General features: G+C 62.9%; 23 protein-coding genes. 11 read left to right on the top strand and 12 right to left on the bottom strand.

Translation table 11 applies throughout. The annotated features are described in order from the left end of the window. Positions 1–5 precede the first annotated feature (5 nt). Positions 6–1,781 carry a TylF/MycF/NovP-related O-methyltransferase gene (locus B9N93_RS18565; protein ID WP_176225325.1) on the top strand — a complete coding sequence of 592 codons (1,776 nt, stop codon included), beginning with the start codon at positions 6–8 and terminating at the stop codon, positions 1,779–1,781. A gap of 25 nt (positions 1,782–1,806) precedes the next feature. Beyond that, positions 1,807–3,270, top strand: a complete 1,464-nt coding sequence (locus tag B9N93_RS18570) for a CmcI family methyltransferase (protein ID WP_085215716.1) — start codon at positions 1,807–1,809, stop codon at positions 3,268–3,270. A 94-nt stretch (positions 3,271–3,364) separates the two neighbouring features. Here the strand turns inward: B9N93_RS18570 and B9N93_RS18575 are convergent, their stop codons facing one another. From B9N93_RS18575 to smbP, 3 genes are all read right to left on the bottom strand, one after another. Continuing rightward, complete coding sequence (locus B9N93_RS18575; protein ID WP_176225326.1) at positions 3,365–4,291, bottom strand: radical SAM/SPASM domain-containing protein; 927 nt, start codon at positions 4,289–4,291, stop codon at positions 3,365–3,367. 65 nt (positions 4,292–4,356) lie between these two features. After that, on the bottom strand, positions 4,357–6,762 hold the full coding sequence (locus B9N93_RS18580) for a tetratricopeptide repeat protein (RefSeq protein ID WP_085215718.1): 2,406 nt from the start codon (positions 6,760–6,762) through the stop codon (positions 4,357–4,359). Positions 6,763–6,946: 184 nt separating this feature from the next. Then, the gene (gene smbP / locus B9N93_RS25645) at positions 6,947–7,294 is read right to left on the bottom strand and encodes a small metal-binding protein SmbP (protein WP_176225327.1); all 348 of its coding nucleotides are present in this window, start codon (positions 7,292–7,294) and stop codon (positions 6,947–6,949) included. A gap of 332 nt (positions 7,295–7,626) precedes the next feature. On the opposite strand from smbP, the gene B9N93_RS18590 reads away from it, so the two are divergent. Next, positions 7,627–9,225, top strand: a complete 1,599-nt coding sequence (locus B9N93_RS18590) for a hybrid sensor histidine kinase/response regulator (RefSeq protein WP_085215720.1) — start codon at positions 7,627–7,629, stop codon at positions 9,223–9,225. Between the two features lie 85 nt (positions 9,226–9,310). Next, positions 9,311–9,619 carry a hypothetical protein gene (locus tag B9N93_RS18595; protein WP_085215721.1) on the top strand — a complete coding sequence of 103 codons (309 nt, stop codon included), beginning with the start codon at positions 9,311–9,313 and terminating at the stop codon, positions 9,617–9,619. Here the strand turns inward: B9N93_RS18595 and B9N93_RS18600 are convergent. The 9 genes from B9N93_RS18600 to B9N93_RS18640 form a co-directional block, all read right to left on the bottom strand. Beyond that, positions 9,616–10,674 carry an NAD(P)-dependent alcohol dehydrogenase gene (locus B9N93_RS18600; RefSeq protein ID WP_085215722.1) on the bottom strand — a complete coding sequence of 353 codons (1,059 nt, stop codon included), beginning with the start codon at positions 10,672–10,674 and terminating at the stop codon, positions 9,616–9,618. The genes B9N93_RS18595 and B9N93_RS18600 overlap by 4 nt on opposite strands. A 70-nt stretch (positions 10,675–10,744) precedes the next feature. Continuing rightward, a complete protein-coding gene (locus B9N93_RS18605) occupies positions 10,745–11,905 on the bottom strand; it encodes a transporter (RefSeq protein ID WP_217807320.1) in 1,161 nt (386 codons plus the stop codon). 24 nt (positions 11,906–11,929) lie between these two features. Next, entirely contained in the window at positions 11,930–12,379 is a 450-nt protein-coding gene (locus B9N93_RS18610) for a hypothetical protein (protein WP_125469056.1), read from the bottom strand. Positions 12,380–12,416: 37 nt separating this feature from the next. Further along, on the bottom strand, positions 12,417–13,232 hold the full coding sequence (mutM, locus tag B9N93_RS18615; RefSeq protein ID WP_085215724.1) for a bifunctional DNA-formamidopyrimidine glycosylase/DNA-(apurinic or apyrimidinic site) lyase: 816 nt from the start codon (positions 13,230–13,232) through the stop codon (positions 12,417–12,419). 2 nt (positions 13,233–13,234) lie between these two features. After that, positions 13,235–14,254 carry a DUF4340 domain-containing protein gene (locus B9N93_RS18620; RefSeq protein WP_085215725.1) on the bottom strand — a complete coding sequence of 340 codons (1,020 nt, stop codon included), beginning with the start codon at positions 14,252–14,254 and terminating at the stop codon, positions 13,235–13,237. A gap of 1 nt (position 14,255) precedes the next feature. After that, complete coding sequence (locus tag B9N93_RS18625; RefSeq protein WP_085215726.1) at positions 14,256–15,794, bottom strand: GldG family protein; 1,539 nt, start codon at positions 15,792–15,794, stop codon at positions 14,256–14,258. After that, positions 15,791–16,537, bottom strand: coding sequence for an ABC transporter permease (locus B9N93_RS18630; RefSeq protein ID WP_085215727.1), 747 nt, complete (start codon positions 16,535–16,537; stop codon positions 15,791–15,793). The genes B9N93_RS18625 and B9N93_RS18630 overlap by 4 nt, the downstream gene beginning before the upstream one ends. Continuing rightward, positions 16,534–17,490 carry an ABC transporter ATP-binding protein gene (locus tag B9N93_RS18635; protein ID WP_085215728.1) on the bottom strand — a complete coding sequence of 319 codons (957 nt, stop codon included), beginning with the start codon at positions 17,488–17,490 and terminating at the stop codon, positions 16,534–16,536. Before B9N93_RS18635 ends, B9N93_RS18630 begins: the two co-directional genes overlap by 4 nt. A 135-nt stretch (positions 17,491–17,625) precedes the next feature. Next, positions 17,626–18,375 (bottom strand): MgtC/SapB family protein, encoded by a 750-nt coding sequence (locus B9N93_RS18640; protein WP_254899431.1) that lies wholly within the window; start codon positions 18,373–18,375, stop codon positions 17,626–17,628. A 402-nt stretch (positions 18,376–18,777) separates the two neighbouring features. On the opposite strand from B9N93_RS18640, the gene B9N93_RS18645 reads away from it, so the two are divergent. The 7 genes from B9N93_RS18645 to B9N93_RS18675 all read left to right on the top strand — a co-directional run bounded on the left by B9N93_RS18645 (position 18,778) and on the right by B9N93_RS18675 (position 23,955). Next, complete coding sequence (locus B9N93_RS18645) at positions 18,778–20,325, top strand: Re/Si-specific NAD(P)(+) transhydrogenase subunit alpha (protein WP_085215729.1); 1,548 nt, start codon at positions 18,778–18,780, stop codon at positions 20,323–20,325. A 15-nt stretch (positions 20,326–20,340) separates the two neighbouring features. Continuing rightward, on the top strand, positions 20,341–21,738 hold the full coding sequence (pntB, locus tag B9N93_RS18650; protein WP_085215730.1) for a Re/Si-specific NAD(P)(+) transhydrogenase subunit beta: 1,398 nt from the start codon (positions 20,341–20,343) through the stop codon (positions 21,736–21,738). 70 nt (positions 21,739–21,808) lie between these two features. Beyond that, positions 21,809–22,687 carry a hypothetical protein gene (locus tag B9N93_RS24940; protein ID WP_125469057.1) on the top strand — a complete coding sequence of 293 codons (879 nt, stop codon included), beginning with the start codon at positions 21,809–21,811 and terminating at the stop codon, positions 22,685–22,687. A gap of 120 nt (positions 22,688–22,807) precedes the next feature. Then, positions 22,808–23,059, top strand: a complete 252-nt coding sequence (locus tag B9N93_RS18660; protein WP_254899432.1) for a DUF433 domain-containing protein — start codon at positions 22,808–22,810, stop codon at positions 23,057–23,059. Between the two features lie 105 nt (positions 23,060–23,164). After that, a complete protein-coding gene (locus B9N93_RS18665; RefSeq protein ID WP_085215732.1) occupies positions 23,165–23,401 on the top strand; it encodes a CopG family transcriptional regulator in 237 nt (78 codons plus the stop codon). Positions 23,402–23,443: 42 nt separating this feature from the next. After that, positions 23,444–23,698: a type II toxin-antitoxin system Phd/YefM family antitoxin gene (locus tag B9N93_RS18670; protein ID WP_085215733.1), complete on the top strand. Its 255-nt coding sequence runs from the start codon at positions 23,444–23,446 to the stop codon at positions 23,696–23,698. After that, positions 23,695–23,955: a Txe/YoeB family addiction module toxin gene (locus B9N93_RS18675; protein ID WP_085215734.1), complete on the top strand. Its 261-nt coding sequence runs from the start codon at positions 23,695–23,697 to the stop codon at positions 23,953–23,955. Before B9N93_RS18670 ends, B9N93_RS18675 begins: the two co-directional genes overlap by 4 nt. Positions 23,956–24,027: the final 72 nt, after the last annotated feature.

Consider the following 24,027-nt stretch of genomic DNA (forward strand, 5'->3'; position numbering starts at 1 on the left):
CGGAGATGAACGCCCCCTACGATATCAGCCTCGTGGTCATCAGTTTCAACATGGCGCGTGAACTGCCACGGACGCTGCATTCCCTCAGCCCGCGCTACCAACGGGACATCCGGGCCGAAGACTACGAGGTCATCGTCATCGACAACGGCTCCCGCGAGCCGCCATCGACCCAGGATTTCGCCGAACTCGGGATGAACCTGAGGGTTCTGAGCTATGCCGAACCCACCCCGTCGCCGGTCAACGCCATCAATTTCGGCCTCTCGCTGTGTTCGGCCCCCTTGGTCGGCGTGATGATCGACGGTGCCCGGCTGGCGTCCCCAGGGCTGTTGGCGGCGTGCCGGCAAGCGGCCCGGCTCCATCCCCGGTCGGTGGTAACGACCTTGTCCTTCCATCTCGGGCCGGACCTGCAATGGATCACCATGCAAAGCGGATACGACCAAACCTGGGAGGATCGCTTGCTCGCCAGCATCGACTGGCCCGATGACGGCTACCGGCTGTTCAAAATCGCCCCGGCCTCGGAAAACGCCCCCAAAGGCTGGTTCGGGCCGCTCAACGAAACCAACGCCTTGTTCATGCCGCCCAGCCTCTGGCAAGCACTCGGAGGATACGATCCGGCCTTCACCGACCCCGGCGGCGGCTATGCCAACCCCGACCTCCTGTGGCGGGCTTTGGACTTGCCGGACACCCGCCAGGTGGTGGTGCTGGGCGAGGGCACCTTCCATCAATACCACGGCGGTATCGCCACCAATTCGGGCGGGGAAGGCCAACGCCGCGTGAAGGAAATGAGCCGGACCTACTACCGCCTCCGCCGCAAGCCCATCAAGGTGCCGGATGGCGAACGGACCTATTTCGGGCCGGTGTCGAAAGCGGCGACGGTGGCCTATCGGCGGGCGTTGGGCGGCGGCGCGGCCTCGGCGACGCCCTACCCTTCGACCGCTGCCGGTCCGGTCCAAACCAGCAGCCGCTATGTGGATTTGCTTAAAAAAACCCTGCTGAACGAAACCGGGATCGAGATGGAGGCCGCGCTGCGCGTGGCGCAGGAGATGCGGCAAATCCCGCCGGACTTTTGGCGGGAGGTGCTATGCGACCCGCCCGGAAAACTCAGGCTTCCCCTGGGCGACCTCAAAAACAAGCGGATGCAAGGGCAGGATACCGATGCCTTCAAAGCGGTGGTCCCGCTCGCCTACACCATGATCGGCCGCAGGCGCTTGGATCATTTGGAGGCCTGCGTCGGCACCGTCCTCGACGAGGAAGTGCCGGGCGATTTCATGGAATGCGGGGTTTGGCGGGGCGGGGCCTGCATCCTCATCAAGGGGATACTGGCCGAACGGGGCATCACGAACCGTTTGGTGTGGCTGGCCGATTCCTTCGACGGCCTCCCCCCGCCCCGCCCCGGTGTGGACGACGCGCTCGATCTTTCCAAGGCCCGCTATCCCCTGCTCGCGGTGTCCCTGGACCGGGTGCGGGCCAATTTCGAGACCTTCGGACTGCTGGACAGCGGCGTCCGCTTCCTGCCCGGCTGGTTCGAGGACAGCTTGCCGACGGCCCCGGTCGAACGGCTGGCCCTGTTGCGCATCGACGGGGATTTATATAGTTCGACCCTGGATGCGTTGAGCCATCTGTATGGGCGCGTCGCCCCCGGCGGCTTCGTCATCATCGACGACTACGGTGCCTTGCCCCAATGCGCCAGGGCCGTCGATGAATTCCGGGCCGGACTCGGCATCGACGAACCGTTGCGCATGATCGACTGCTATGGCGCCTTCTGGCGCAAATCCCGATAACCCCCCACCCTAGGAACGCGGCACCATGCATCATTTTTGGCCGACCCTCATCAAGCCACTGTTGGACCTCCTCAGCCCCCGCCGCCTGATCGAAATCGGCGCGGGCGATGGCCGGAACAGCCGCCAAATCGCCCGCTGGGCTTCCAACTGCCAAGCCCATTGCGACTTGGTCGATCCAGCCCCGTCCTTCGACCTGGAAGGCTTGGCCGCGCGCCACCCAGGGCGGGTCGTGGCCCATCGCCGCCGCAGCCTGGACGTCCTGGACCGGCTGCTCCCGGCCGATGTGGTTCTGATCGACGGCGACCACAACTGGTACACGGTCTACCACGAACTGATGACGATCTATGGCGATGCGGCGTCCTTGCCGGAGCAGGCCCCGGTCGTGCTGTGCCATGACGTGGGCTGGCCCTATGGCCGCCGCGATTTGTATTACGATCCCGCCAGTATTCCCGAAGCCCACCGCCAGCCTTGCCGGGTCGGGGCGGTCAGGCCGGACGCCACCGGAATCGCCAGGGTGGGACTGAACCCCGGCTTTTGCCACGCGGAACAGGAAGGCGGTCCACGCAACGGGGTCCGCACCGCCATCGAAGACGCCCTGCAAGACCGGACCGAAGCATTCAGGACCGTGTGGATTCCGGTTTTCCATGGATTGGCGATCCTGGTGCCCAAGCCCAGGTTGGAGCGCCATCGGGAGCTCGGCGCATGGCTGGACCGCCTGGAACCCGGCCCGGCCTTGCGGGGACTGTGCCAGCGCGCGGAATACGAGCGCTGCCTGGGCAACATCGACCGCTTGTTCCTCCAGGGTTTGCGGAGCGATGCCCAGCCCACCGGCGATAACACAGCCGGGCGGCCGTTCACGACCAGCTTGCCGGACGGGTTGGTGAAGACGATCCAGCAGGGCACACTGGAATATCGCTATAAGGGGTTGAAGATGGTGCTGAATCCCTTCGATCTGGCGAATTATTTGGCCTTGCTGGGCAAGCTCAGACCCGCGACGATATTCGAGATCGGCGTATACGAAGGGGGCCGGAGCCTTTGGCTGGCCGATAACCTGGCCGCCCTGGGGATTGATGCCCAAATCATCGCGGTCGATCTGGCACCGCCCGCCGATCTCGGTAACGACCGGGTCCGCTGCTTGACCGGCAACGCCAGGCACCTGGCCGATGTGCTGACGGCGGCGGAATTGGAAGCCTTGCCGCATCCCTTCCTGGTGATCGAGGATTCGGCGCACGATTTGGAAACCTGCGCCCTGGTGCTGGACTTCTTCCATGGATACCTCCGATCCGGGGATTACATCGTGGTGGAGGATGGCATCCTGCAAAGTTTGATGGAACCCGATACCGCCAAACCGTCGCTTGCGCCGCCTTCGCTGGCGGTCGCGGGGTTCCTGGCAACCCATGGCTCCGATTATGAAATCGACACGGAAAGCTGCGACCGGTTCGGGTTCAACACGACCTTCCAACCCAACGGCTGGTTGCGGCGGCGCTAACGCATTTCCGGTTGGGGTATACGGCTCATCCGTAGGGCGGGCATGTTCCCCGCCCACGCCGGCCGCAACCGGGACCGGATGGAAAACCTCCCGATCAAAGACGGATCGGGAAAATATCGACCGGGCGGGTGGTTTGGTCATCCCCGCCGAAAAAATCCACCATGAATTCCCGGTCCAGGGGACAGGCGGAGCAGACCGGTATCCGGCCACGGTCCGTCACCAAAGCGTCCATCAGCTTCCGGCGGGCGGCTCCCATGACGATTTGGCTGTAGCGCTGTTCCTTGAGGTTGCCGATCACGGGAGCGCCGGGGTGTACGCAGCAGGGCACCACGCTGCCGTCCCAATCGACCCCGAGGAAGGAACGGTTCGCGAGGAAGAAGCACAGGCCTTGCCCAGGCTGTGGGGGACTCTCCGCCAAGCGCACCGCATCGGGGAGGGGCAGCCAGGGGCGGAACTGCGGGGTCCAGCCCAAGGGGCCGAGAACCTCCCGCCACCGCGCCTGCCCGGCCGGGTCCGTACAGATCGTGCGCGTGATGAGCGCCACGCCGGGGTCGAGCCGGTCACAGATTTCCCGCGCCTTGGACAGGAAATCCATGAGCCTGGACCAACGGCCCGGTGGTCTCAGGCGTTCATAGTCCTCCGCCGTACCATCGCCGTCGCAGCTCACCACCAGCCGCGTCAATATCCTGGCGCGGATCGCGGCCTCGAAGGCGTCCCAATCCACGGTCTGGGCGTTGGTCGATATTTCGACCTGCCGCGCCTGCCAGGATTGCTCCGGTATCCGCGCCAACAGGCCCGCCAAGTCGGGATGCAACAACGGCTCGCCAAACTTGAAGAGGCGGAACAGGCCGATCTTCTTCACATCCAGGTTGCGCAGGCAAAGGTCGAAATCGGCTACCGATATCCGGTCCACCTTCGGTTTCAACAGGGAATTCGGACAGCCCACGCACCGTAATTGGCAACCATGGACGACATCGAAAGAAATGACTGGAATGCTCAAGGGAACGGCTGGAATCATCATAGCGATATCCGGTTTCGGCGATATGGTTGGCCACCCAGGCCGCATCGGGGCGGGGTGCGGCCCCGCTAGCGCGATGCCTCACCGGGCTCCCTCGTCTGGAGCAGCAGGGCGTCCAGATGGGCGCGGTAGCCGGGTTGGGCGGGGTCCAGTTCGGTGGCCCGCTTGGCGGAGGCGGTCGCCTCCGCCAAGCGGGCCTGGCGGGCCAGCGCCCGGCTCAGGTCATGGTGGGCGCTGGCGAGGCTGGGATCGAGTTCGACGGCCCGGCGCAGGCAGGCTTCGGCATCCGCCCAGCGGTCCGCCCGCGCCGACAGGTTGCCCAGATGGACATGATAGCCGGGCTTCCGGGGGTCCAATTCGATGGCCCGCCGGGCGGAAGCGGCCGCCTCGGCCAGCTTGCCCTGGCGCGCCAGCACCCGGCTCAGGTCGTGGTGGGCGTTGGCGAGGCCCGGATCGAGTTCGATGGCCCGGCGCAGGCGGTCTTCGGCGTCCGTCAAGCGGTCCTCCCGCGCCGATAGGTTGCCCAGATGGACATGGTAGCCGGGCTTCCGGGGAGCCAGCTCGATAGCCTGCCGGGCGGAGGCGACCGCCTCGGCCAGCCTACCCTGGCGGGCCAGCACCCGGCCCAGGTTGTGGTGGGCGTTGGCGAAACCGGGGTCCAGTTCGATGGCCCGGCGCAGGCAGCCTTCGGCGTCCTGTAGCTGGCCTTGCCGGGCCAGCACATCGCCGAGCTTGACCAGGGCACCGGGATGGTCCGGGAAGCACCGCCGGTATTTGCGGCACAGCGCGTGGGCCGTGTCCAAATCGCCTCTATCGACGTGGATGTCCACTTCCAGCATCAGGAAGCCATTATCATCGGGTGCTATCTCGAAACCCCTCCGCACATAGCCCAAAGCTTCTTCATAGGCTGTGAGGGCGCGGCTGGCCCGGATCGCGCCCCGTAGCGCGTCGAGCAGGGTAGGTGACAACGCCAAGGCTTGGTCATAAGCCGCTTTGGCACGCTCAAAATCCCCGGTTTTTTCCCGGAGCTCGCCCAGGCTCGCATAAGCGGGGGCCGAGGGCCAGGGCCGGTGGGCCAGCGCTTGGTCGAAGTAATGGATCGCCGTGTGCCAATCTCCGCTTTGCTTGGCCAATTCGCCCAGGGCGGCGTTGATGTCTGGATTCCCAGGGCTGAGGGCCAAGGCCTTGAGGTATTGGGTCTTGGCCTCGTCCCAGCGCTTCCGATGCAGCAAAGCCTCTCCCAGGCGCTGATAAGCGACGGGGATTCCGTCCAGGGCTTTGTAATAGCCGGGAATAGCCCGCTCGAAATCCCCCTTGCCAAAGGCCCGATGGGCCGACTCCAATTCGTCGGCGATGACCGGCTCATCGGCGGCGGGCTGCGTTGGCAGCGAGGGCGGGGCAACCCGGTCGGCGGTAGGCGCTGCGGCGGATTCGTCCGGCTCCGCATCGGATTGGACGGAAACCACGCATTGACCGGTTTTTTCCCCCAAGTCGCCAAACCAGAACGATCCTTCCTTCACCAAATCGACTTCCAGACAATACTGCCCCGGTTGTTCCGGGACTTGGACCACGAGTTCCAGTTCAAGGGCGGTGGCGGTCGGAATATCGCTGTCCAGGGCCGTGCGTCCATCCAGCCAGTGCAGCAGACCACCCTGCGGGTCGCGCCAATGATTGGCGACCCAGATTTGGCTGAACCGGGTGGCCGGGCAGGGGAAGGGACTTCGGTTGCTCAGTGTGACCGGGAGCCGCAAGCGCGTCCCCGGACGCGCTTCCAGGTGTTCGGGTACGCTGATATCGATCCGGCAGGCAGGGGGCGCGAAATCGCCGGAGCGGCGCAGGGCGTCCGGCAAAATTGCTTCGAGCCGTTCCACCAAGCTCGACACGGCGGGTTCCTCGAAAGCCTTGCCATGGCCACCGGGGATGGAATCGACGGTATAGCCCAGGTAGCAATCCTCCCACGCCGATGCGGGGTCGTGGAAACGCTTGTAGGGGTTTTGCGCCTCGTCGTGTTGGCTGACGATGAGCGCGACCCGGCCCGCGTAAGGCAGGGGCGGCAGCGGGTTCAATAGGATCAGCGCCGCCACCCGTAGGTCCAGCCGCATGAGGTTCTCGGCGATGCGCTGCGCGATATAGCTGGCTTGGCAGTTACCGGCGACGAGGTAAGGCCCGGGCAGGTCCAGCGCCAGGATTTCCTCGGTGTAGCAATCGGCGATATGGCGGATATTGGCCTCCGAGTATTGGAACACCATATGCCCGGAGCGCATCCCGTAGAGCGGCTGATCCGGCCCGAGGCGGGCGGCCAGTTGGCTGAACTCCCGATAGCCCTGGAAACACCACAACAAGGGGTGGCGGCGTCCCTGGGTGTTCAAACCGAAGACCAGCCCGCCCGGGCTGATCCGTTCCCCCCGCCACCAGGGCGCGACGACCGAAACCAATCTTTGGCGTATTTCAAGCTGGGTGGCGGATGGATGCATGGCTTCGCGATGAGGATGGACCCGGAAAATGCCGGGCGGTCCATAGACTCCCGGGTCGGGCGACCCGGTCTAGCTAGATAGCGTAGCCTAGCAAGCAAACCGTGCAATCGGGTCCGCCGCAGCCAGGACATCGCATGGGTGGCCGTCTTGGGCAGCCGCGCCACGCCTGGAACCGGTACGCGCCTTATTTCCCAATCACCTTCTCCAAATCCGCCTTGGCGTCGTTGGCCTGCTCGATGGCGGACCGGGTATTGTGGGAATGGGCGCTCTTATCGGCGGCTTGCAAATCTTCCAGCGCGTCGATGACCGCATGGGCTTTTTCCTTGGGGATTTCCTTTTCCGCCACGGCGGCCTTGATTTCGCGGAGGGCGCTTTCCGTATGTTGGACTACGGTGTCGGAGTCCTGCGCGTCGGCGGCCGCTTCGGTATGTTTAAGGGCCGCGTCCATATGATCGCCCGCCCAGGCCGGCTGGACTCCCCATCCCAAGGCGACGCAAAGGACGGCGAGGTATCGCGTTGTTCGGGTCCGCATCGTGCTATCTCCATGGGCGAATGAAAAAACCCGCGTACCGGGGGCTTGGGCGGTGGCGATCCAGGACGCTCCGAACCAAGGCGGCGGGCGCTTGTCAATCGCTAGTCTAGCTCCCCGCGCACAGGCGTGTAACCCCGTTCCCAAATCCCAAGTCCATCCCGTGCTATGTTTTCTACACTTTGGCTTCACAGTCCCCGTCAGCGATTCCGATCCATCGCCAAGCCTTGCGGCTCCCTCCCGCCCGGTCCACATCCCGCCGCCACCCGCGCAGACCCGATATAATCAAAATGCAATAAAAGCGCCGCCCCCAGACACTACACGAAATACACATCATGCAACACATCATAGACAATACGCTCCTCATCAAAGGGCACCCCCCACCCGACCCCGAGGGTGGCGAACCGGCACAAGCCGTGCCGTTCGACGGGGAAACCCTCGGCCCGCAGATCATCGCCCACCTCCAGGCCGGTGTGGCCGTCCTCGACCCTGGCCTGCGCTACCGGGTCTGGAACCGCTATATGGAAACCCTGAGCGGCCTGCCCGCCAGCGCGGTGTTGGGCCGCCATCCGGGCGAGGTGTTCCCATGGATGCGCGATGCGGGCATCGTCGCCGGGCTGGAACGCTGCCTGGCCGGCCAATGGATCCGCCAACCCGACACCCGGTTCGCTCCCATGGCCCAGGGCCGGGAAACCTGGGTGGCGGGCTGGTCGGTGCCGCTGCGCGACGGACAGGGCCGGGTCGTCGGCGTCCTGAACTGCGTCCAGGACGTGACCGAGCGCCGGCGGATCGAAACCCGCCTGAACGAGCAAGCCGGGCAATTGCACACCGCCGACCGCCGCAAGCATGAATTCCTGGCGATGCTGGCCCATGAACTCAGGAATCCGCTGGCCCCGATCCGCCACGCCGTCGATATCCTCAGGCGGACGGAGGCCAACCCGACCCTGGCGGCGCGCTACCGGGAGGTGATCGGCCACCAAGTCGAGCATCTGGCGCGGCTGGTGGATGATTTGCTGGAGGTGTCGCGGCTCAGCCTGGGCAAGATCGGGCTACGCAAGGCGCGGGTGACGGTGGCGGAGATCGTGGCGCAGGCCATGGAAACCAGCGCCCCGCTGATCGAAGCCCGAGGCCACGCCCTGTCGCTGGAACTGCCCGCCGAACCGCTGTGGATCGAGGGCGATCCCCTGCGCCTGGCCCAGGCGGTCGCGAACCTGCTGGACAACGCCGCCAAATACACCGATGCGGGCGGACATCTCGGGCTGGGCGTCGAAGCCCTGGGCGACCAAATTATCATCCGGGTCCGCGATAGCGGGCGTGGCATCGACCCCGCCCTCCTGCCGGAATTGTTCGAGCTGTTCTTCCAGGCCGGACGCGGCCTGGACCGCGCCGAGGGCGGGCTGGGCCTGGGCCTGTCGCTGGCCCGGCGCTTGGTGGAAATGCATGGTGGCCAGCTGCGGGCTTTCAGCGCGGGTCCGGGCCAGGGCAGCGAATTCGTCATCAGTCTGCCCCGGCGAACCGCCCCGGCGGTCCCGGTCACCACGCCGCCCCGGCCCGGAGCAACACCGCGCCGCCTGCGCCTGCTGGTGGTGGACGACAACCACGACGCGGCGGAAAGCCTGGCTTTGCTACTGCGGCTCGACGGCCATGAAGTGCTGCTCGCCCACGACGGGGCGCAGGCCGTGCCCCTGGCCCTGGCCGAAAATCCCGAAGCCGTGCTGCTCGATATCGGCCTGCCCGGACTCGACGGCTACGAAGCCTGCCGCCGGATGCGGGCGGGCGGGCTCAAGGACACGCTGATCGTCGCGGTCACCGGCTATGGCCAGGAAGAAGACCGCCGCCGTTCGCGGGAGGCGGGTTTCGACGCGCATCTGGTCAAGCCGGTGGATCAAGCGGCGATCCAACCCTTGCTCGCGGCCAGGCGGGCCTTGGGCTAGCCCATTGCGGGACCGGGCGCGGGGCGGAACCCGGCTTGGTGTAAAATCGGGCCACCCGCTTCCCGGCCCGCCACAGGACACGCCCATGCCGAAATCCGCCCTCCCCGCCCTACTCGCGCTCTTCCTCGCCGCCTGCGCCGAGAATCCCCTGCGGGCGGATTCCTCCCCCGCCTTCCTGGCCGGCTACAACGATGGCTGCGCCACCGGCAGCGCCCGGCTCGACCCCAAAGCACCGCCCCAAACCACCGTCCTCAACAAAACCCGCTACAACTCGGAACCCGACTACGCCAGCGGCTGGCAGAACGGCCTGCGCGAATGCGACGGGTCCAATCTGGCGAACAATCCCAACAACCCCAACGAGCAGGTCGATATCTTCGGGCAGGATTGGTACTAAACCGCCGCTTCCCGCCCCAGGCTGGCGATATCGATCACGAAGCGGTAGCGCACATCGCTACGCAACATGCGCTCGTAGGCCGCGTTGATATCCTGGATATCGATCAGTTCGACATCCGCCGCCACGCCCGTCCCGGCGCAGAAATCCAGCATCTCCTGGGTTTCGCGGATGCCGCCGATCAAGGAACCGGCCAAGCGCTTGCGCTTCATGATCAAGGCCGGGGCGGCCAGCAAGGTGGGTTCCGGCACGCCGACCAGGACCATGGTGCCATCGCGGCGCAAGAGGTTGAGATAGGCGTTGTAATCGTGCGCCGCCGACACCGTGTCGAGGATGAAATCGAAGCGCCCGGCGTGCTGGACGAAGGCCGCCGGATCGTGGGTCGCGACGAAAGCGTCCGCCCCCAGCCGCTCGGCATCGCCAAGCTTATTGGGCGAATGGCTCAACACGGTCACATGCGCCCCCAGGGCCTTGCCGAATTTCACGCCCATATGGCCGAGGCCGCCCAGGCCCAGCACCGCCAGCCGGGTTCCCGCCACCACCCCGAACCGCCGCAGCGGCGAATAGGTGGTGATCCCCGCGCACAGCAAGGGCGCAGCCCGCTCCAAGGGAATCGCATCCGGGATGCGCAGCACATAATCCTGGTCCACGGTGATGCGGGTGGAATAGCCGCCATAAGTCGGCGTTTTACCGTCGCGCTCATGGCTGTTGTAGGTGAAGGCGATGCCGCCCTCGCAGAATTGCTCCTCGCCCGCCGCGCAGGCTTCGCAGACTCGGCAGGAATCGACGAAACAGCCGACGCCGACGCTGTCGCCGACCCGCCACCTCTGGACTTCGGACCCGATGGCGGCGACCCGCCCGACGATTTCATGGCCCGGCACCATCGGGAAGACCGCCCCGCCCCATTCGTCGCGGGCCTGGTGGATATCGGAATGGCAGACCCCGCAATAGAGGATATCGATCAAGACATCGCGCGGCCCCGGCTCGCGGCGGTCGATGGCGAACGGAGCCAACGGAGCGTTGGCCCGGACGGCGGCATAAGCGGGTGTTTTCAGCATGATGGCGACCTCGACAGGTTGAAAAACTCAAGGACACGGACGGCGGGGCACCCAGGCCCGCACCCCAAACTCAAAATGCCAGCGCCAAGCCCAGCATTCCCAGCACCGAGGGCGTGAACCGGGTGGTGCCGCCGCTGGCCTGGCCGTAGACCGAAAGCCGCCGATTCACCGTCCAGACGAACCCGCCACCCACGGCGTTCTGGCGGAACTGGTTGTTGCCGGTGCCAAACACGACCTGGGCATTGGGCAGGCGCGGCAGGGTCATGGCGTTGTAGAACCCATGCACGAACACGGCGAAATCCTTGTTGAACAAATCGCGCTGCAAGCCCCATTGGAAACTGAATTCCCAATCGTTGTTGCCGGCGGCATCCTGCACGCGGGTCGCGCCCAGGTTGTATTCCAGGTCGATTTCCCAGGGCAGGGATTGGTCGAAGTTGAAGGTGAACGAAGGCTGGGTGCCGCCATTGAACTCGGCGCTGCCGAGCCACTGGGTCTGGATATAGGCCTCGAAACCGGCGGCGGGCAGGAAATAATCCTGCTTCTCCGTCCACATTTGGATTTTGGTATCGAAGGCGATGGGTGAAAAACCCCAGCTGGACGCGGAACCCCCGATCCAACTCACGCCATTGCCGAACAGGCGCAGTTCGATATCGTCGGTCGCGCCGTAGCGCAGCAGGAATTCGGCGTTGTACTGGGCCGGGCTGGCCTTGCCCGCCGAGCCATAGTAGGTGAAGGGCGAGAATTCCACATAGGCCCGCCCTTGCGGCAAGGTGAAGGCGCTGTTGGGGAAATTGGCGAGGTCCGGGCCGGGGTTGGCGATATCGGGTTCCGAGCGCCAGCGCTCGATGTTCTCGGGCAAACGGGCGCGGGAACGGTTGTAGCGCCCTTTGAAGAACTCCTCCTTGGCCTGGTCGGCGCGGCTATCGGCGTAGGCGTCGAACTGCTGGTAGCCGTCGAAGCCGGTCCGGTCCGCCGAGCGGGGCTCGGTGCCGACCTGGGCGTGCTTCCAGAACAAGCGCCGCGCCAAGAACCGGCCATATTCGCGGAATTTCTCGTAGGGCAGGTTGGCCTGGGGCAAGGGCGGGAGGGCCGGTTGCGGAACCGCCACCGCTGGGGCGACCTGGGGTCGCCATTGGGCACATCCCGGCAAGGCGGCCAACACAGACGCCAGCAATGCCCAGCGCACGGGGACGGCGACGACCGGAACGGTGGCGGGGAACGGATGGCGCATGGCGGCCTCGCGGCGGTTGTTGGGCTATTTGACCAGGGGTATCTCTTCCGCGATACCGGCCTCGACGGAAAAATAGATTTTGCTCTCGATTTGATAATAGCGGGCCAGCTTCTTGACCGGCAGGGCGTGCTCGAACTCCAGGTAATACTGCTTCATCAGGCGGAAACGCTGCTCGGTCAGCTCGATGCGGTCGCGTATGAATTTCTTCGCCTCGGCCTCCGACATCTCGTCGTAGTTCTCGCCGAACTCGGCGATGCTGGCGCGGCGGCGCTCGATCAAAACCCCCACCGCCCGTTGGTAGCGTTCATACAGCGGCCAGAACCGCGTCGCCTCGTCCGGGGTGAGTTGGAGATTGCTTGCGATCAGATCGCGGCGCTCCTGGTTGAAGCGGGCGGCGGCCTGGGCCAATTCGGGATCGGCCACGCCTTCTTCCGCCCCGGCGGAAACGGCCAGGGCCAAGCAACCTGCGCTCAAGATAATACGCCCGGCATGTTTCATCGACACCACCTTCTCAATGTTGGCAAGTGGGACACCAATAGGTCGCCCGCTGCCCCAGCCGTTCCAACCGGACCGGGGCGGCGCAGGCCCGGCAGGGTTCGCCCGCCCGGCCATAGACCCGCAAAGTCTGCTGGAAATAACCGGGATGGCCGGCCTCGTTCACGAAATCGCGCAACGTCGTCCCGCCCTGCGCTATCGAAGCCGCCAGCACCTCGCGAACGGCAGCGGCCAGCCGCTCATAACCCGCCAAGGATACCCGTCCGGCGGCGCGGGTGGGCAGGAGGCCGGCCATGAACAAGGCTTCGTTGGCGTAGATGTTCCCGACCCCGACCACCACATGGCTGTCCATCAGGAAAGCCTTGACCGCCGTATTGCGCCCTTCCGCCCGCCGGTGGAGGTAGGCTCCGCTGAAATCCGCCTCCAAGGGTTCCGGTCCCAGCGCGGCCAGCAAGGGATGGGCGCGAGGATCGGCCTCGGTCCACAGCAAACAACCGAAGCGGCGCGGATCGTGGAAGCGCAGGCATAGGCCGTTGCCAAGGACCAGATCGAAATGGTCGTGCTTGCGGGGCGGCAGGGCGGGATCGCAGACCCTGAGGCTGCCGGACATGCCGAGATGCAGGATCAAGCATCCCGCCGCCGTGTCCAGCAGGAGATATTTGCCGCGCCGCCTGACCGCCACCACCGCCAAGCCGGGCAGCTTATCCGGCAAATCCGGTGGAATCGGCCAGCGCAGCCGGGATTCCCTGACCACCAGGGCCACGATGCCCTGCCCCAGCGCGTGCGGCTCGATGCCGCGGCGGGTGGTTTCGACTTCGGGTAATTCCGGCATGGTTATTCTTCGCCCGAGGAATCCATAGGTTCCTCGTCGGCTTCGCCCTGGCCCTGGCCATGGTCATGGCCTTCGGCCCCGCCATCGTCCTCGCCCGCCGCGCCCTCCTCGTCCATATCGGGATAGCCGGGGTCGGATTCCTCGTCCCCGTTGGCGTCCTTGCCATCGGCGGCGGGCTGGCCCGCCGCCGGGGCCGGTTTCGGCAGGTTCAGCAATTGGCGGGCGGTCTCGCCGGTCAGTTCGTATTGCAGGCCCAGTTCGGGCCGGGCCAGGACCGGATCGGGTTCGCGGCGGATGATGACGAACTCGACCGGATTGCCCTCCGCCAAGCCGATCCGCACCGGATCGCCCTGGGCTGGCGGTTCCAGGCGGCGCACATCGATGGCCCGCGCCGTGGCCCACAGGGTCGCCAGCTCCGGGAGGTCCGAGCGGTTGTTGGGCGCGGCGGCCTCCTGGGTCCATTTGCCGTCCGGTCCCAGCGTGGCCTTGAGCCCCGGCACCACGATCTCGCGGACCTTGGCGTTCTCGGGCAAGAGTTTCTTGTCCACGTAATCGGTGGCGGCGGCCTGCAAGTGATGGAAGAAATTATCGTTGACCAGGTGCAAGGTCTCGCCCACCCGCACATAGCGCCGCATATCGATGGGATCGGAACCGCCGAACACCAGGGTGGTCCCGCCCAGGATCAAGCTGGCCTTGGGCTTGTCCAGCTCGAATTTTTGGAGTTCCTCCGGCTTGAGGGGATAGGCGGCCTCGCTGTTGGACCGGGCGATATCGATGAGCTGGCGCACCCGGATTTCATTGGCCGGGGCTTGGATGGGCGCGGTCAACCGCCAATGGCCGTCCTTTTTCTCGAAGACGATGGTTTCCTTGTTCTGGAGCGTGATCTTGTCCAGGGCGGCCTCGTCCACCGGGGCCAGCGCCTGGTTTTCCGCTTCTTCCTTGCCGGGTTCGAGGATCGCCAACGCGCCCAGGACGACGACGATCACCAACAACGCCAGGTTCAGGAACAGTCTCGATTTCATATCAACGTCTCCGGCGCTTGAACCAGATGGTCGCCCCCGTCCCGATCAGGATCAGCGGCAGGATGAACAGGAAACCCACGGCGATGGCACCGGACGCGAGGGGGGCGAGGTCCAGCTTGCTATCCGGGGCGACCTTGGCCGGGATGTTGATGAGGTTATCGCTGCGACCCAACCATTGCACGAGGTTCAAGCCCAAGTCGAGGTTGCCGCCATTGCCCAGATAAGCATTGGACAGGAAATCGCCGTCGCCTACCACCACGATACGCTGGTTGATGGGCGGCGCGGGCGGTGCCTTGGGGGCTTCGGCGGGTTTGGCGGCTTCCCGTGGTTGGGCCGCTTCCGGCTTGGCGGCGGGTTTGGGCGCGGTTTCTGGTTTGACCGGTTTTTTGCTAGTGGCCGGGGTCGGCGCTTCGGCCTTGGCCGGAGGCTCGGACTGGGCCGGGGATTCCGGCTTGGGCGGCGCGGGCGGCTGCACTTGCCGGGTCAGGGTATAGCCGATATCCAGGGGACCGGAGCGCTCGCCCTTGGCCGGTTCGAACACCACCTTGCCCTTGACCTCGCCGCTTTCGGTCCAGGAGCGCGGCAAGGTGCTGAGGAAGGCTTCCTTCTCGAATTCGCCGTCCTCCTTGGCGACGAGGGCGGTGGCGATGGGGAACACCGTCATTTCCTCGAAGCCCTGGGTGATGGGGCTGGGCGGATATTCGGCCACCAGGGCGAAGGTGGGGTCGTCGATCCCCAAGACCTGGGTGGAGGCATCGACCACCACGCCGGGCAGGAACGACAGCCCCAGTTGCGCGGCCAAGCCTTGCAAGCCGTGCTGCTCGCCGGGATCGACCAGCCACAACAGGTTGCCGCCCTTTTGGACATAGGCTTCGAGTTGCTTGAGTTCGCCGGGCAGCAAATCGACACGGGGACCGGCCAGCACCAGCACATCGGTGTTGTCGGGAATATCCGGCGTGATCGCCAGATTCAGCAGGGACACCACCAAGCCCTTGCGCCTGAGTTCGTCGCCGAACTGGCCGAGGTCGTGGTTGGCCTCGCCTTGGGGTGAGCGCTCGCCATGGCCTTCCAGGAACACCACATGGCGTTCCTCGGGTGTCGCCAAGCGTTGTAAGGCATTGGTCAGGCTGGTTTCGGCGGGTTCCTGGATTTTCTCGGTGCGGCCCTGGTATTCGACGATCAGTTCGCCATCCATGCTAATGCCGAGTTCGCGCACCTTGTCGGGCTGGGTGTCGGGGTTGACGAAATCCAGGGTCAAATCCGGCTTGAAGCGGCGGTAGCGCCCCACCTGGTCGGCGATGCGCTCGCGGAGTTGGGGGGTTTCGCGGGCATAGGCGGTGATCGTGACCGGGCCTGGCAGCAGGTCCAGTACCTTGCGGCTGCCTTCCGACAAGGTGTGGCGATGGCTGGCGGTCCAATCGAACTGGGCCGTATAGCGGGTGCTCAACCAGCCCACCAAGCCCACCACGGCCAGGAACAACAAGGTGAACAACAAATTCTGTAGGCGCAGTTCAAGATGGGTTTTGCGGTTGATCTTCATTTTTGCAGGCGGTCGTTATCCAGGGTGTGGACGCTCAACACCAGGAAGGTGAGGATGAACAGCAGGAAATACACGAGGTCGGTGGTGGAGACCAAGCCTTTCAACAGGGCTTCGTAATGGCGCAACAGCGACAGGTATTCCAACACCCCGCCCGCGCCGCGCTCGCTCCAATTGATGATCCACAGCAACAGGGATACGCCGAAAGTCACGACACCGGCCACGGTCGGCTGGCTGGCGAGGGCCGAGATATATAGCCCCACCGCCGCCAAGGACGCCAGCAACAATAGCAAGGCCAGGACGCAAGCCGCCAATTTACCGGGGTCCAAGGTGCCGCCCAGGAACAAGGACAAAGGCATCAGCACCAGCAAGCCCACCACGCTGAACAACAAGCCCAACACGCCCAGATATTTGCCCAGCACGATCTCGGCGATGGACACCGGCGCGGTGAACAGGAGGCTCAAGGTGCGGTTGCGGCGCTCCTCGCTGATGAGGCGCATGGTGAGGAGCGGGGTCACGAACAACAGGATCACCCCGGCGTTGCCGAACAAGGGCGCGACCACCAGGTCGGTGACGCCGGGCGCGTCGGGCATCCCGGCGATACGGGCCTGGAGGTCGAGGTAATAATCCAATTGGACCAGGAACATGAAGGCCAGGATGATCTGGATCACGCCCAGGATCGACCAGGCCAGGGGCGACAGGAATAAGCTGCGGAACTCGCGCTCCGCGATGGTGAAGGCCATCATAGGTCGGATTCCTCCGGGTGCGGCTCGGTCAGGACGGCGTGTTGGGTGATATCGATGAAGATTTCTTCCATGCTCAAACGTTCGGGGCTGATGGAAATCAAACCCGCGCCCTGTCCGACCACGATCTCCGTGACCCGCTCGGCGGGGTTCTTATCCTTGTCGTGATAGATGCGGTAGCGTCCGCCGCCCAGGTCGTCGATGCGCTGCACGCCATCGACGAAGCGCAGGCGTTCCAAATCGGGCGCGCCGCGGGTTTCCATGATGAGGCTGGACGCCCGCATCCTTTGGGTCAGGCCGTCGATGCTGTCGTTCATCACCAATTGGCCCTGGTGGATGATCTGCACTCGGGTACAGGATTCCTGCACCTCGGGCAGGATGTGGGTGGAGAGGATGATGCCGTGGTCCTGGCCCAGTTCGCGGATGAGTCCCCGGATTTCGCGGATTTGGATGGGGTCGAGGCCGACCGTGGGTTCGTCGAGGATGATGACGGCGGGATTGTGCAAGATGGCCTGGGCGATGCCCACCCGCTGCTGGTAGCCCTTGGACAGGTTGCCGATCAAGCGCCCGCCGACATCGATCAGGCCACAGCGCTCCTTGGCCTGGGCCACCGCCGCCTTGAGCTTGACGCCCACGAGGCTGTGGAGCTTGCCGCAATATTCGAGGAATTCATCGACGGTGAGGTCGCGGTAGACCGGCGGCACTTCCGGCAAATACCCCAGTTCGCGCTTGGCTTCCTTGGGGTGGTCGAGGATATCGACGCCATTGATGAGGATCAGGCCGGAAGTCGGGGCGAGGTTGCCGCAGATCATCTGCATGGTGGAGGACTTGCCCGCGCCGTTCGGCCCGAGGAAGCCCAGGATTTCGCCCTTTTCCAGGGTGAAACTGACATTGTTCACGGCGCAATGCTCGCCGTAATAGCGGTAAAGCTGTTCGACTTGGATGAGATGGGTCATCGTGGCTGGATATTCGCGGTCATGTAAAACGTGGAATCCGGGCGTCGGTTAAGCGCCGGGTAAGATACAAAAATTCTTCCGGCAGGTACAAATGACGGGGCGGGATGGGGGATTGCCCGCGCCACCCGGCGTTTTTCATTCCGTCACGCTGGAACTCCAAAAAGCCTGGTTCACGCCTTCCACCGCCGCGAGCCGCTCGACCACCCGGTCCAGTTCGTCGACATCGACCGAAATCGGCAACAGGGTAGCGAAGATTTGCACATCGTTCCCCGCGAACGGATGGATATCGAAACCGCCCACCGGATACTGGGCCGCTTCCAGCAAAACCTCCAAATGCCCACGGATGCGCCGTTGGTCCTGGCGGTTGCAGATGACGCAGACGGAATAGCTCGCCTCGCTGGACTTCCCATCGATGGGGGCGCGTTCGACGAGGTTGACCAAGGGCCGGAGCCAAGTATTCCCGCCCAGCACAAACAAAGTGGCGCACACCGCCTCCAGCAAAAGATCGGCCCCGGCGCACGCACCGACCGCCGCCGAACCCCACAGGGTCGCCGCCGTGTTCAAGCCCCGGATACTGGCATCCCCCTTCATGATGGCCCCGGCCCCGAGGAACCCCACCCCCGACACCACATAGGCGGTGATATGCACCGCCCCTTCGTGCCCGGTCAGGCGGTTCGCCATATCGACGAAGGCCGCGGCCCCGACCGCCACCAGCACATGGGTCCTGAGCCCGGCGGTACGTTGGCGGTATTGGCGCTCCACACCGATCAAGGTGCCCAGCACGAACGCCGCGGCCAGGCTGATGAGAGTATCGAGCAAGGAATTCAAGTTGATGTTGTGAATGGCCTCCAAGGAACGCCAATCGAAGTCGCGGATGAAGCCCATGGTCGAGGTTGCCTCCTGGGTTGGAACAAGGCCGATGTGAATGCCCCGCCTATACCAAGGCGTCGGCGATTCTCATTTTGGCGGGAAAGGCCGTCATTTCGATGGATGCCGGAACGACGGTGACGGGATAGTGCTTGGATTTAAACCGAAAATCGCTGCCAGGGTGTGGGCTATTCCCATAACTGCGGAGGATAGCTTTGCCGCCCGCCGATGGGTCCACCCCGCGGCAATTATAAATTTGACCGCCCCCCACAATTACTTTACATAAGCCGGGGGATTGGCGACGGACCCGGTGTATGGGTCGAGACAGCCCGGCCCGGCCCCAGCCTTTCCCAGCCTGACTCTGTTTACGCACGGTTTGCCGTGCATCCAAATCAATAATCGATAAGGAGGAGAGTTTTCATGCGAATTGGGGTACCCAAAGAAATACACGCCGGGGAAAAGCGTGTGGCGACCGTGCCGGAAGTGGCCGAGAAACTCATCAAGCTCGGATTCTCCATCACGGTGGAATCCGGGGCCGGTGTCGGGGCCAATTTCTCCGACGAGTGCTACCGGGAAGCCGGGTGCGAGATCGCCGACAGCGCCGACGCGGTGTGGGGCGGGTCCGACATCGTGCTGAAGGTGCGCGGCCCGCAACCTTCGGAAGTCGAAAAGCTCAAGGAGGGCAGTCACCTCGTCAGCTTCCTCTGGCCCGCGCAGAACCCGGAACTGCTGGACAGCCTCGCCGCCAAAAACGCCACTGTGTTGGCGATGGACGCGGTGCCGCGCATCTCCCGCGCCCAGAAGCTCGACGCCCTGAGTTCCATGGCGAACATCGCGGGCTACCGCGCCGTGGTCGAGGCCGCCCACCAATTCGGGCGCTTCTTCACCGGCCAAATCACCGCCGCGGGCAAGGTGCCACCGGCCAAGGTGTTCGTGATCGGCGTGGGCGTGGCGGGGCTCGCCGCCATCGGTGCCGCCAATGGCTTGGGCGCTATCGTCCGCGCCTGCGATACCCGCCCGGAAGTGAAGGACCAGGTGAAATCGATGGGCGCGGAATGGGTGGAGCCGGACTATCAGGAAGACGCCAGCGCTTCCACTACCGGCTACGCCAAAATCATGAGCGAAGCCTACCAAAAGGCCCAGCGCGAAATGATCGCCCGCCAGTGCATGGACGTGGACATCGTCATCACCACCGCGCTGATTCCCGGCAAACCCGCGCCCAAGCTCATCACCGCCGGGATGGTCGAATCGATGAAGCCCGGCAGCGTCATCGTGGACCTCGCGGCGGAACAGGGCGGCAACTGCGAGTTGTGCGAACCGGGGCAAATCGCGGTCAAGCACGGCGTCAGCATCATCGGCTACACCGACCTGCCCAGCCGTCTGGCCCGCCAATCCTCCACCCTCTACGCGACTAACCTGCTGCGCCTGTTGGAAGAACTCTGCAAGGAGAAGGACGGCAACGTCAGCGTCAACATGGACGACGAGATGATCCGGGGCGCGACCGTGGTCAAGGATGGCTCCATCACCTGGCCGCCACCGCCCATCGCCGTCTCCGCCGCGCCCAAGGTCGGGGCCACCGCCGCGCCACCCACGCCGGTCAAGGTGGAAAAGCCACCGCTACTCCCGGCCTGGGCCTCGACCACCATCAATGTCGCGGTCGCCGCCCTGGTGTTCTGGTGGGTCGGTGCCAACGCCCCGGCCAGCTTCCTCGCCCATTTCACCGTGTTCGCGCTGGCCTGCTTCGTCGGCTACATGGTGATTTGGAACGTCACCCCGGCTCTGCACACTCCGCTGATGAGCGTCACCAACGCCATTTCCAGCATCATCGCCATCGGTGCCTTGATCCAGGTGTCCTCGCCCGGCGCGTTCATCCTGATCCTGGCGGGGCTGGCCATCGTGCTGACCTCGATCAATATGGCGGGCGGCTTCTGGGTCACCCAGCGCATGCTCAGCATGTTCAGAAAATAAGCGGAGTCCCCCACAATGTCTGAAGGTTTGGTAACAGTCTCCTATATCGCCGCGACCATCCTGTTCATCCTGAGCCTGGGCGGTCTTTCCAACCCGGAAACCGCCCGGCGCGGCAACCTCTACGGCATCCTCGGCATGGCCATCGCCATCCTGGCGACGGTCACGGGGCCGAAAGTCACCAGCTACGTGCCCATCGTCATCGCCATGGCCATCGGCGGCGGCATCGGCATCTACGCCGCCCGCAAGGTCAAGATGACCGAAATGCCGGAACTGGTGGCGCTCATGCACAGCTTGGTGGGTTTGGCCGCCGTGCTGGTGGGTTACGCCAACTACATCGACCCGACCGCCGCCCTTTCGGGTGCCGAGAAGACCATCCACGAGGTGGAAATCTATGTCGGTGTCCTGATCGGTGCCGTGACCTTCTCCGGCTCGGTCATCGCCTTCGGCAAGCTCTCGGGCAAAATCGGCGGCAAGCCGGTGTTGCTTCCGGCCCGCCATTGGCTGAACCTGGGTTTGCTGGTGCTGGCGATCTTGTTGGGCAAATGGTTCTTAGGCTTCGAGAACCACGCCGGCCTGTTCCCGCTACTGTTGATGACCGTCGTCGCACTGGCGTTCGGCGTGCATATGGTGATGGCCATCGGCGGCGCGGACATGCCGGTGGTGGTGTCGATGCTGAACAGCTATTCGGGCTGGGCGGCTTCGGCCACGGGCTTCATGCTGTCAAACGACTTGTTGATCGTGGTCGGTGCCTTGGTGGGTTCTTCCGGCGCGATCCTGTCCTACATCATGTGCCGGGCCATGAACCGGCATTTCCTGTCGGTCATCGCGGGCGGCTTCGGTACCGGCGGCGGCACGGCTCCGGCGGCGGGCGCACAGCCGCAAGGCGAAGTGCAGCCCATCGCCGCAGAGGAAACCGCCGAATTGCTGCGCAATGCGTCCAACGTGGTGTTGGTCCCAGGCTACGGCATGGCGGTGGCGCAGGCCCAGCACACGGTGTACGAAATCACCAAGCTGCTGCGCGAGAAGGGCGTGAACGTGCGGTTCGCCATCCATCCGGTGGCGGGGCGGATGCCGGGGCATATGAACGTGCTGCTGGCCGAGGCGCGGGTGCCCTATGACATCGTGCTGGAAATGGACGAGATCAACGAGGATTTCCCGGAAACGGACGTGGCGATGGTCATCGGTGCCAACGACATCGTGAACCCCGGCGCGCAGGAAGACCCGAACAGCCCCATCGCCGGGATGCCGGTGTTGGAGGTGTGGAAGGCCAAGACTTCCATCGTGATGAAGCGCTCGATGGCTTCGGGGTATGCGGGGGTGGACAACCCGCTGTTCTATAAGGAGAACAATAGGATGTTGTTCGGGGATGCTAAGAAGATGTTGGATGAGGTTTTGAAGCATCTTCAGGGTTGATTATTAGCCGCCGTGGGATATGCTAAAAGACGAAGCACATCCCACGGTTTATATTTCTCAGTAAATTAGAATGGGCAATATTCCAGGTTTTTTGCTCTCACTTCTTGAGGTAGCTGGGGTCAGCGCTATTATTTCTAGCGCTATTGTTTGGCTAACAAGCAATTGGATAGGAGAGCGGCTTAAGAACGCCATTAAGCATGAATATGACTTAAAGCTTTCTAAACTAAATCACGAACTAAAATCAAGGTCTGACACTCAAGCGATGGAGTTAAAATCTACCATTGAGAAGGAGGCCGAAGCATTAAAATTTGCAATGTCATTCGTGGGAGAAGCAAAGAAAGTTGTGATCTCACGAAAACTAGATGGGGTGGATGTTATTTGGGCTAGCGTATTAAATGCAAGGAAATTCGCACCTCTTATTATGAGCTTTATAGAGGTAACCACAGAGGAGCAATATCGCGAGATGAGAAGGAACCCAAATACCGAAGCCATGTTCGGAAACATAGCGCCTGAAAATATCAAGGAACTTATTGAAGATAAAAATGGCGCTATTGAGCGAGTCCGGCCTTATGTTGGAGAGTATTTATGGGCCATTTACTCCACATACATAAGCTTGACAACCATTATAATACTAATGATCAATAATCGCGATAAAAATCCGACTTCCATCATAAATTGGCACCAAGATTCTAGCATTCAAGAAATACTTAAGTCCTCGCTTTCAGCGGAAGAAACCATTGATTTTAGCTCTGTGAGAATTGGCAAACTAGGATGGTTAAAATCTCTTTATGAGTCAAAGATTCTTCAAGCAATACAAATGGTTATGGCTGGGCAAGAGTTTGGCGCTGAAGCCTTAAAGCAGGCTCAAGCAATGGAAGAAACAATTCAAAGGCTCAAACATCAAAACTGGCAATTTAATAATAAAGAGCCGCGATCTGAGGCTGCATAGCTCGCGTAGAGCGGAATAACCTGTACTCCGGCGTATTCCGCCGCATGGGTTGAATCTCCACATCCGGCGCAATACGCGGGTACGCTATTGCGCCCGACTAACTTATCGCAGGTAAATCACGTGCCCCAACCTTCCCCTCTGACTTTCCTCGAAGGCCGCATCACCATCGACCCCGCGCTTTGCAACGGCAAACCCACCCTGCGCGGCAAGCGGATCGCTGTGCAAACCATCTTGGATTTCCTCGCGGCGGGCGATTCCGAGCAGGAGATACTAGAGCAATACCCCAGCTTGGAACACGATGATATACAGGCATGCCTGCGTTTCGCCGCTTTGTTGATGAGCCAACATTATTCGCTATCGAAGGTCGCATGATGGCGAGATTCCTGATCGACGCGAACCTGCCTTATCGATTTTCACTGTGGCATGGACCAGATTAATAACGCCCAAAGATTTTTTACAGCAATATGGATTAATCCCATGACCACACTCAGCTTGGAACTGCCAGAATCCCTACACCGGAAAATGCTGGAACTTGCCCACAGCGATGGAATATCCATGCATCAATTCGCCGCCACCGCCATCGCGGAGAAAATCTCGGCCTTGACCACCCAGTCTTACCTGGAAGAACGGGCCAAGCGCGGTAGCAAGGAAAAGTTCTTACAGGCGTTATCCAAAGTGCCCAATACCGAACCGGAGGAGTTCGACAGGCTATAACCGCAACCTATCCCATTCCACTTCGACAGCTCAAAAAATCCCATGGACGCCATCACCACCCACCAAGCCAGCCAAAACCTCGACGGCCTGATCGCGAAGGTCATCGCCGATATCGAACCCACCATCGTTTGCGGCGACAACGGCCAGAAAGCCGTGCTGATGTCGCTGGACGAATTCAACTCCTGGCAGGAAACCCTATATCTGCTTTCCAATCCCGCCAATGCCGAACATTTACGCAAATCCATTGCGGAAGCCCAGGCCGGGCGGGTTGCCGAAAGATCATTGATCGAGCCATGAAACTGACATTCACGGAAAGTGCATGGTCCGACTATCTCTGGCTACAAGAACACGACAAGGATTTACTCAAACGGACCAACGCGCTCATCAAAGATGTCTTGCGAAGCCCATTCGAGGGCATCGGCAAACCGGAACCTTTGAAAGCCAACCTATCCGGTTATTGGTCGCGGCGGATCAATTCGGAACATCGCTTGGTTTACGAAGTTTCCGAAGGCGCGATACTTATCGTTTCCTGTCGATTCCATTACCGGAAATAGGACCGTAGGGCGAAATAGCCGGTACTCCGGCGTATTCCGCCGCATGGATGGAATCTCCACATCCGGCGCGAT

Origin of the sequence: Methylomagnum ishizawai (assembly GCF_900155475.1) — a bacterium.
In the GTDB taxonomy this organism is placed as follows: domain Bacteria; phylum Pseudomonadota; class Gammaproteobacteria; order Methylococcales; family Methylococcaceae; genus Methylomagnum; species Methylomagnum ishizawai_A.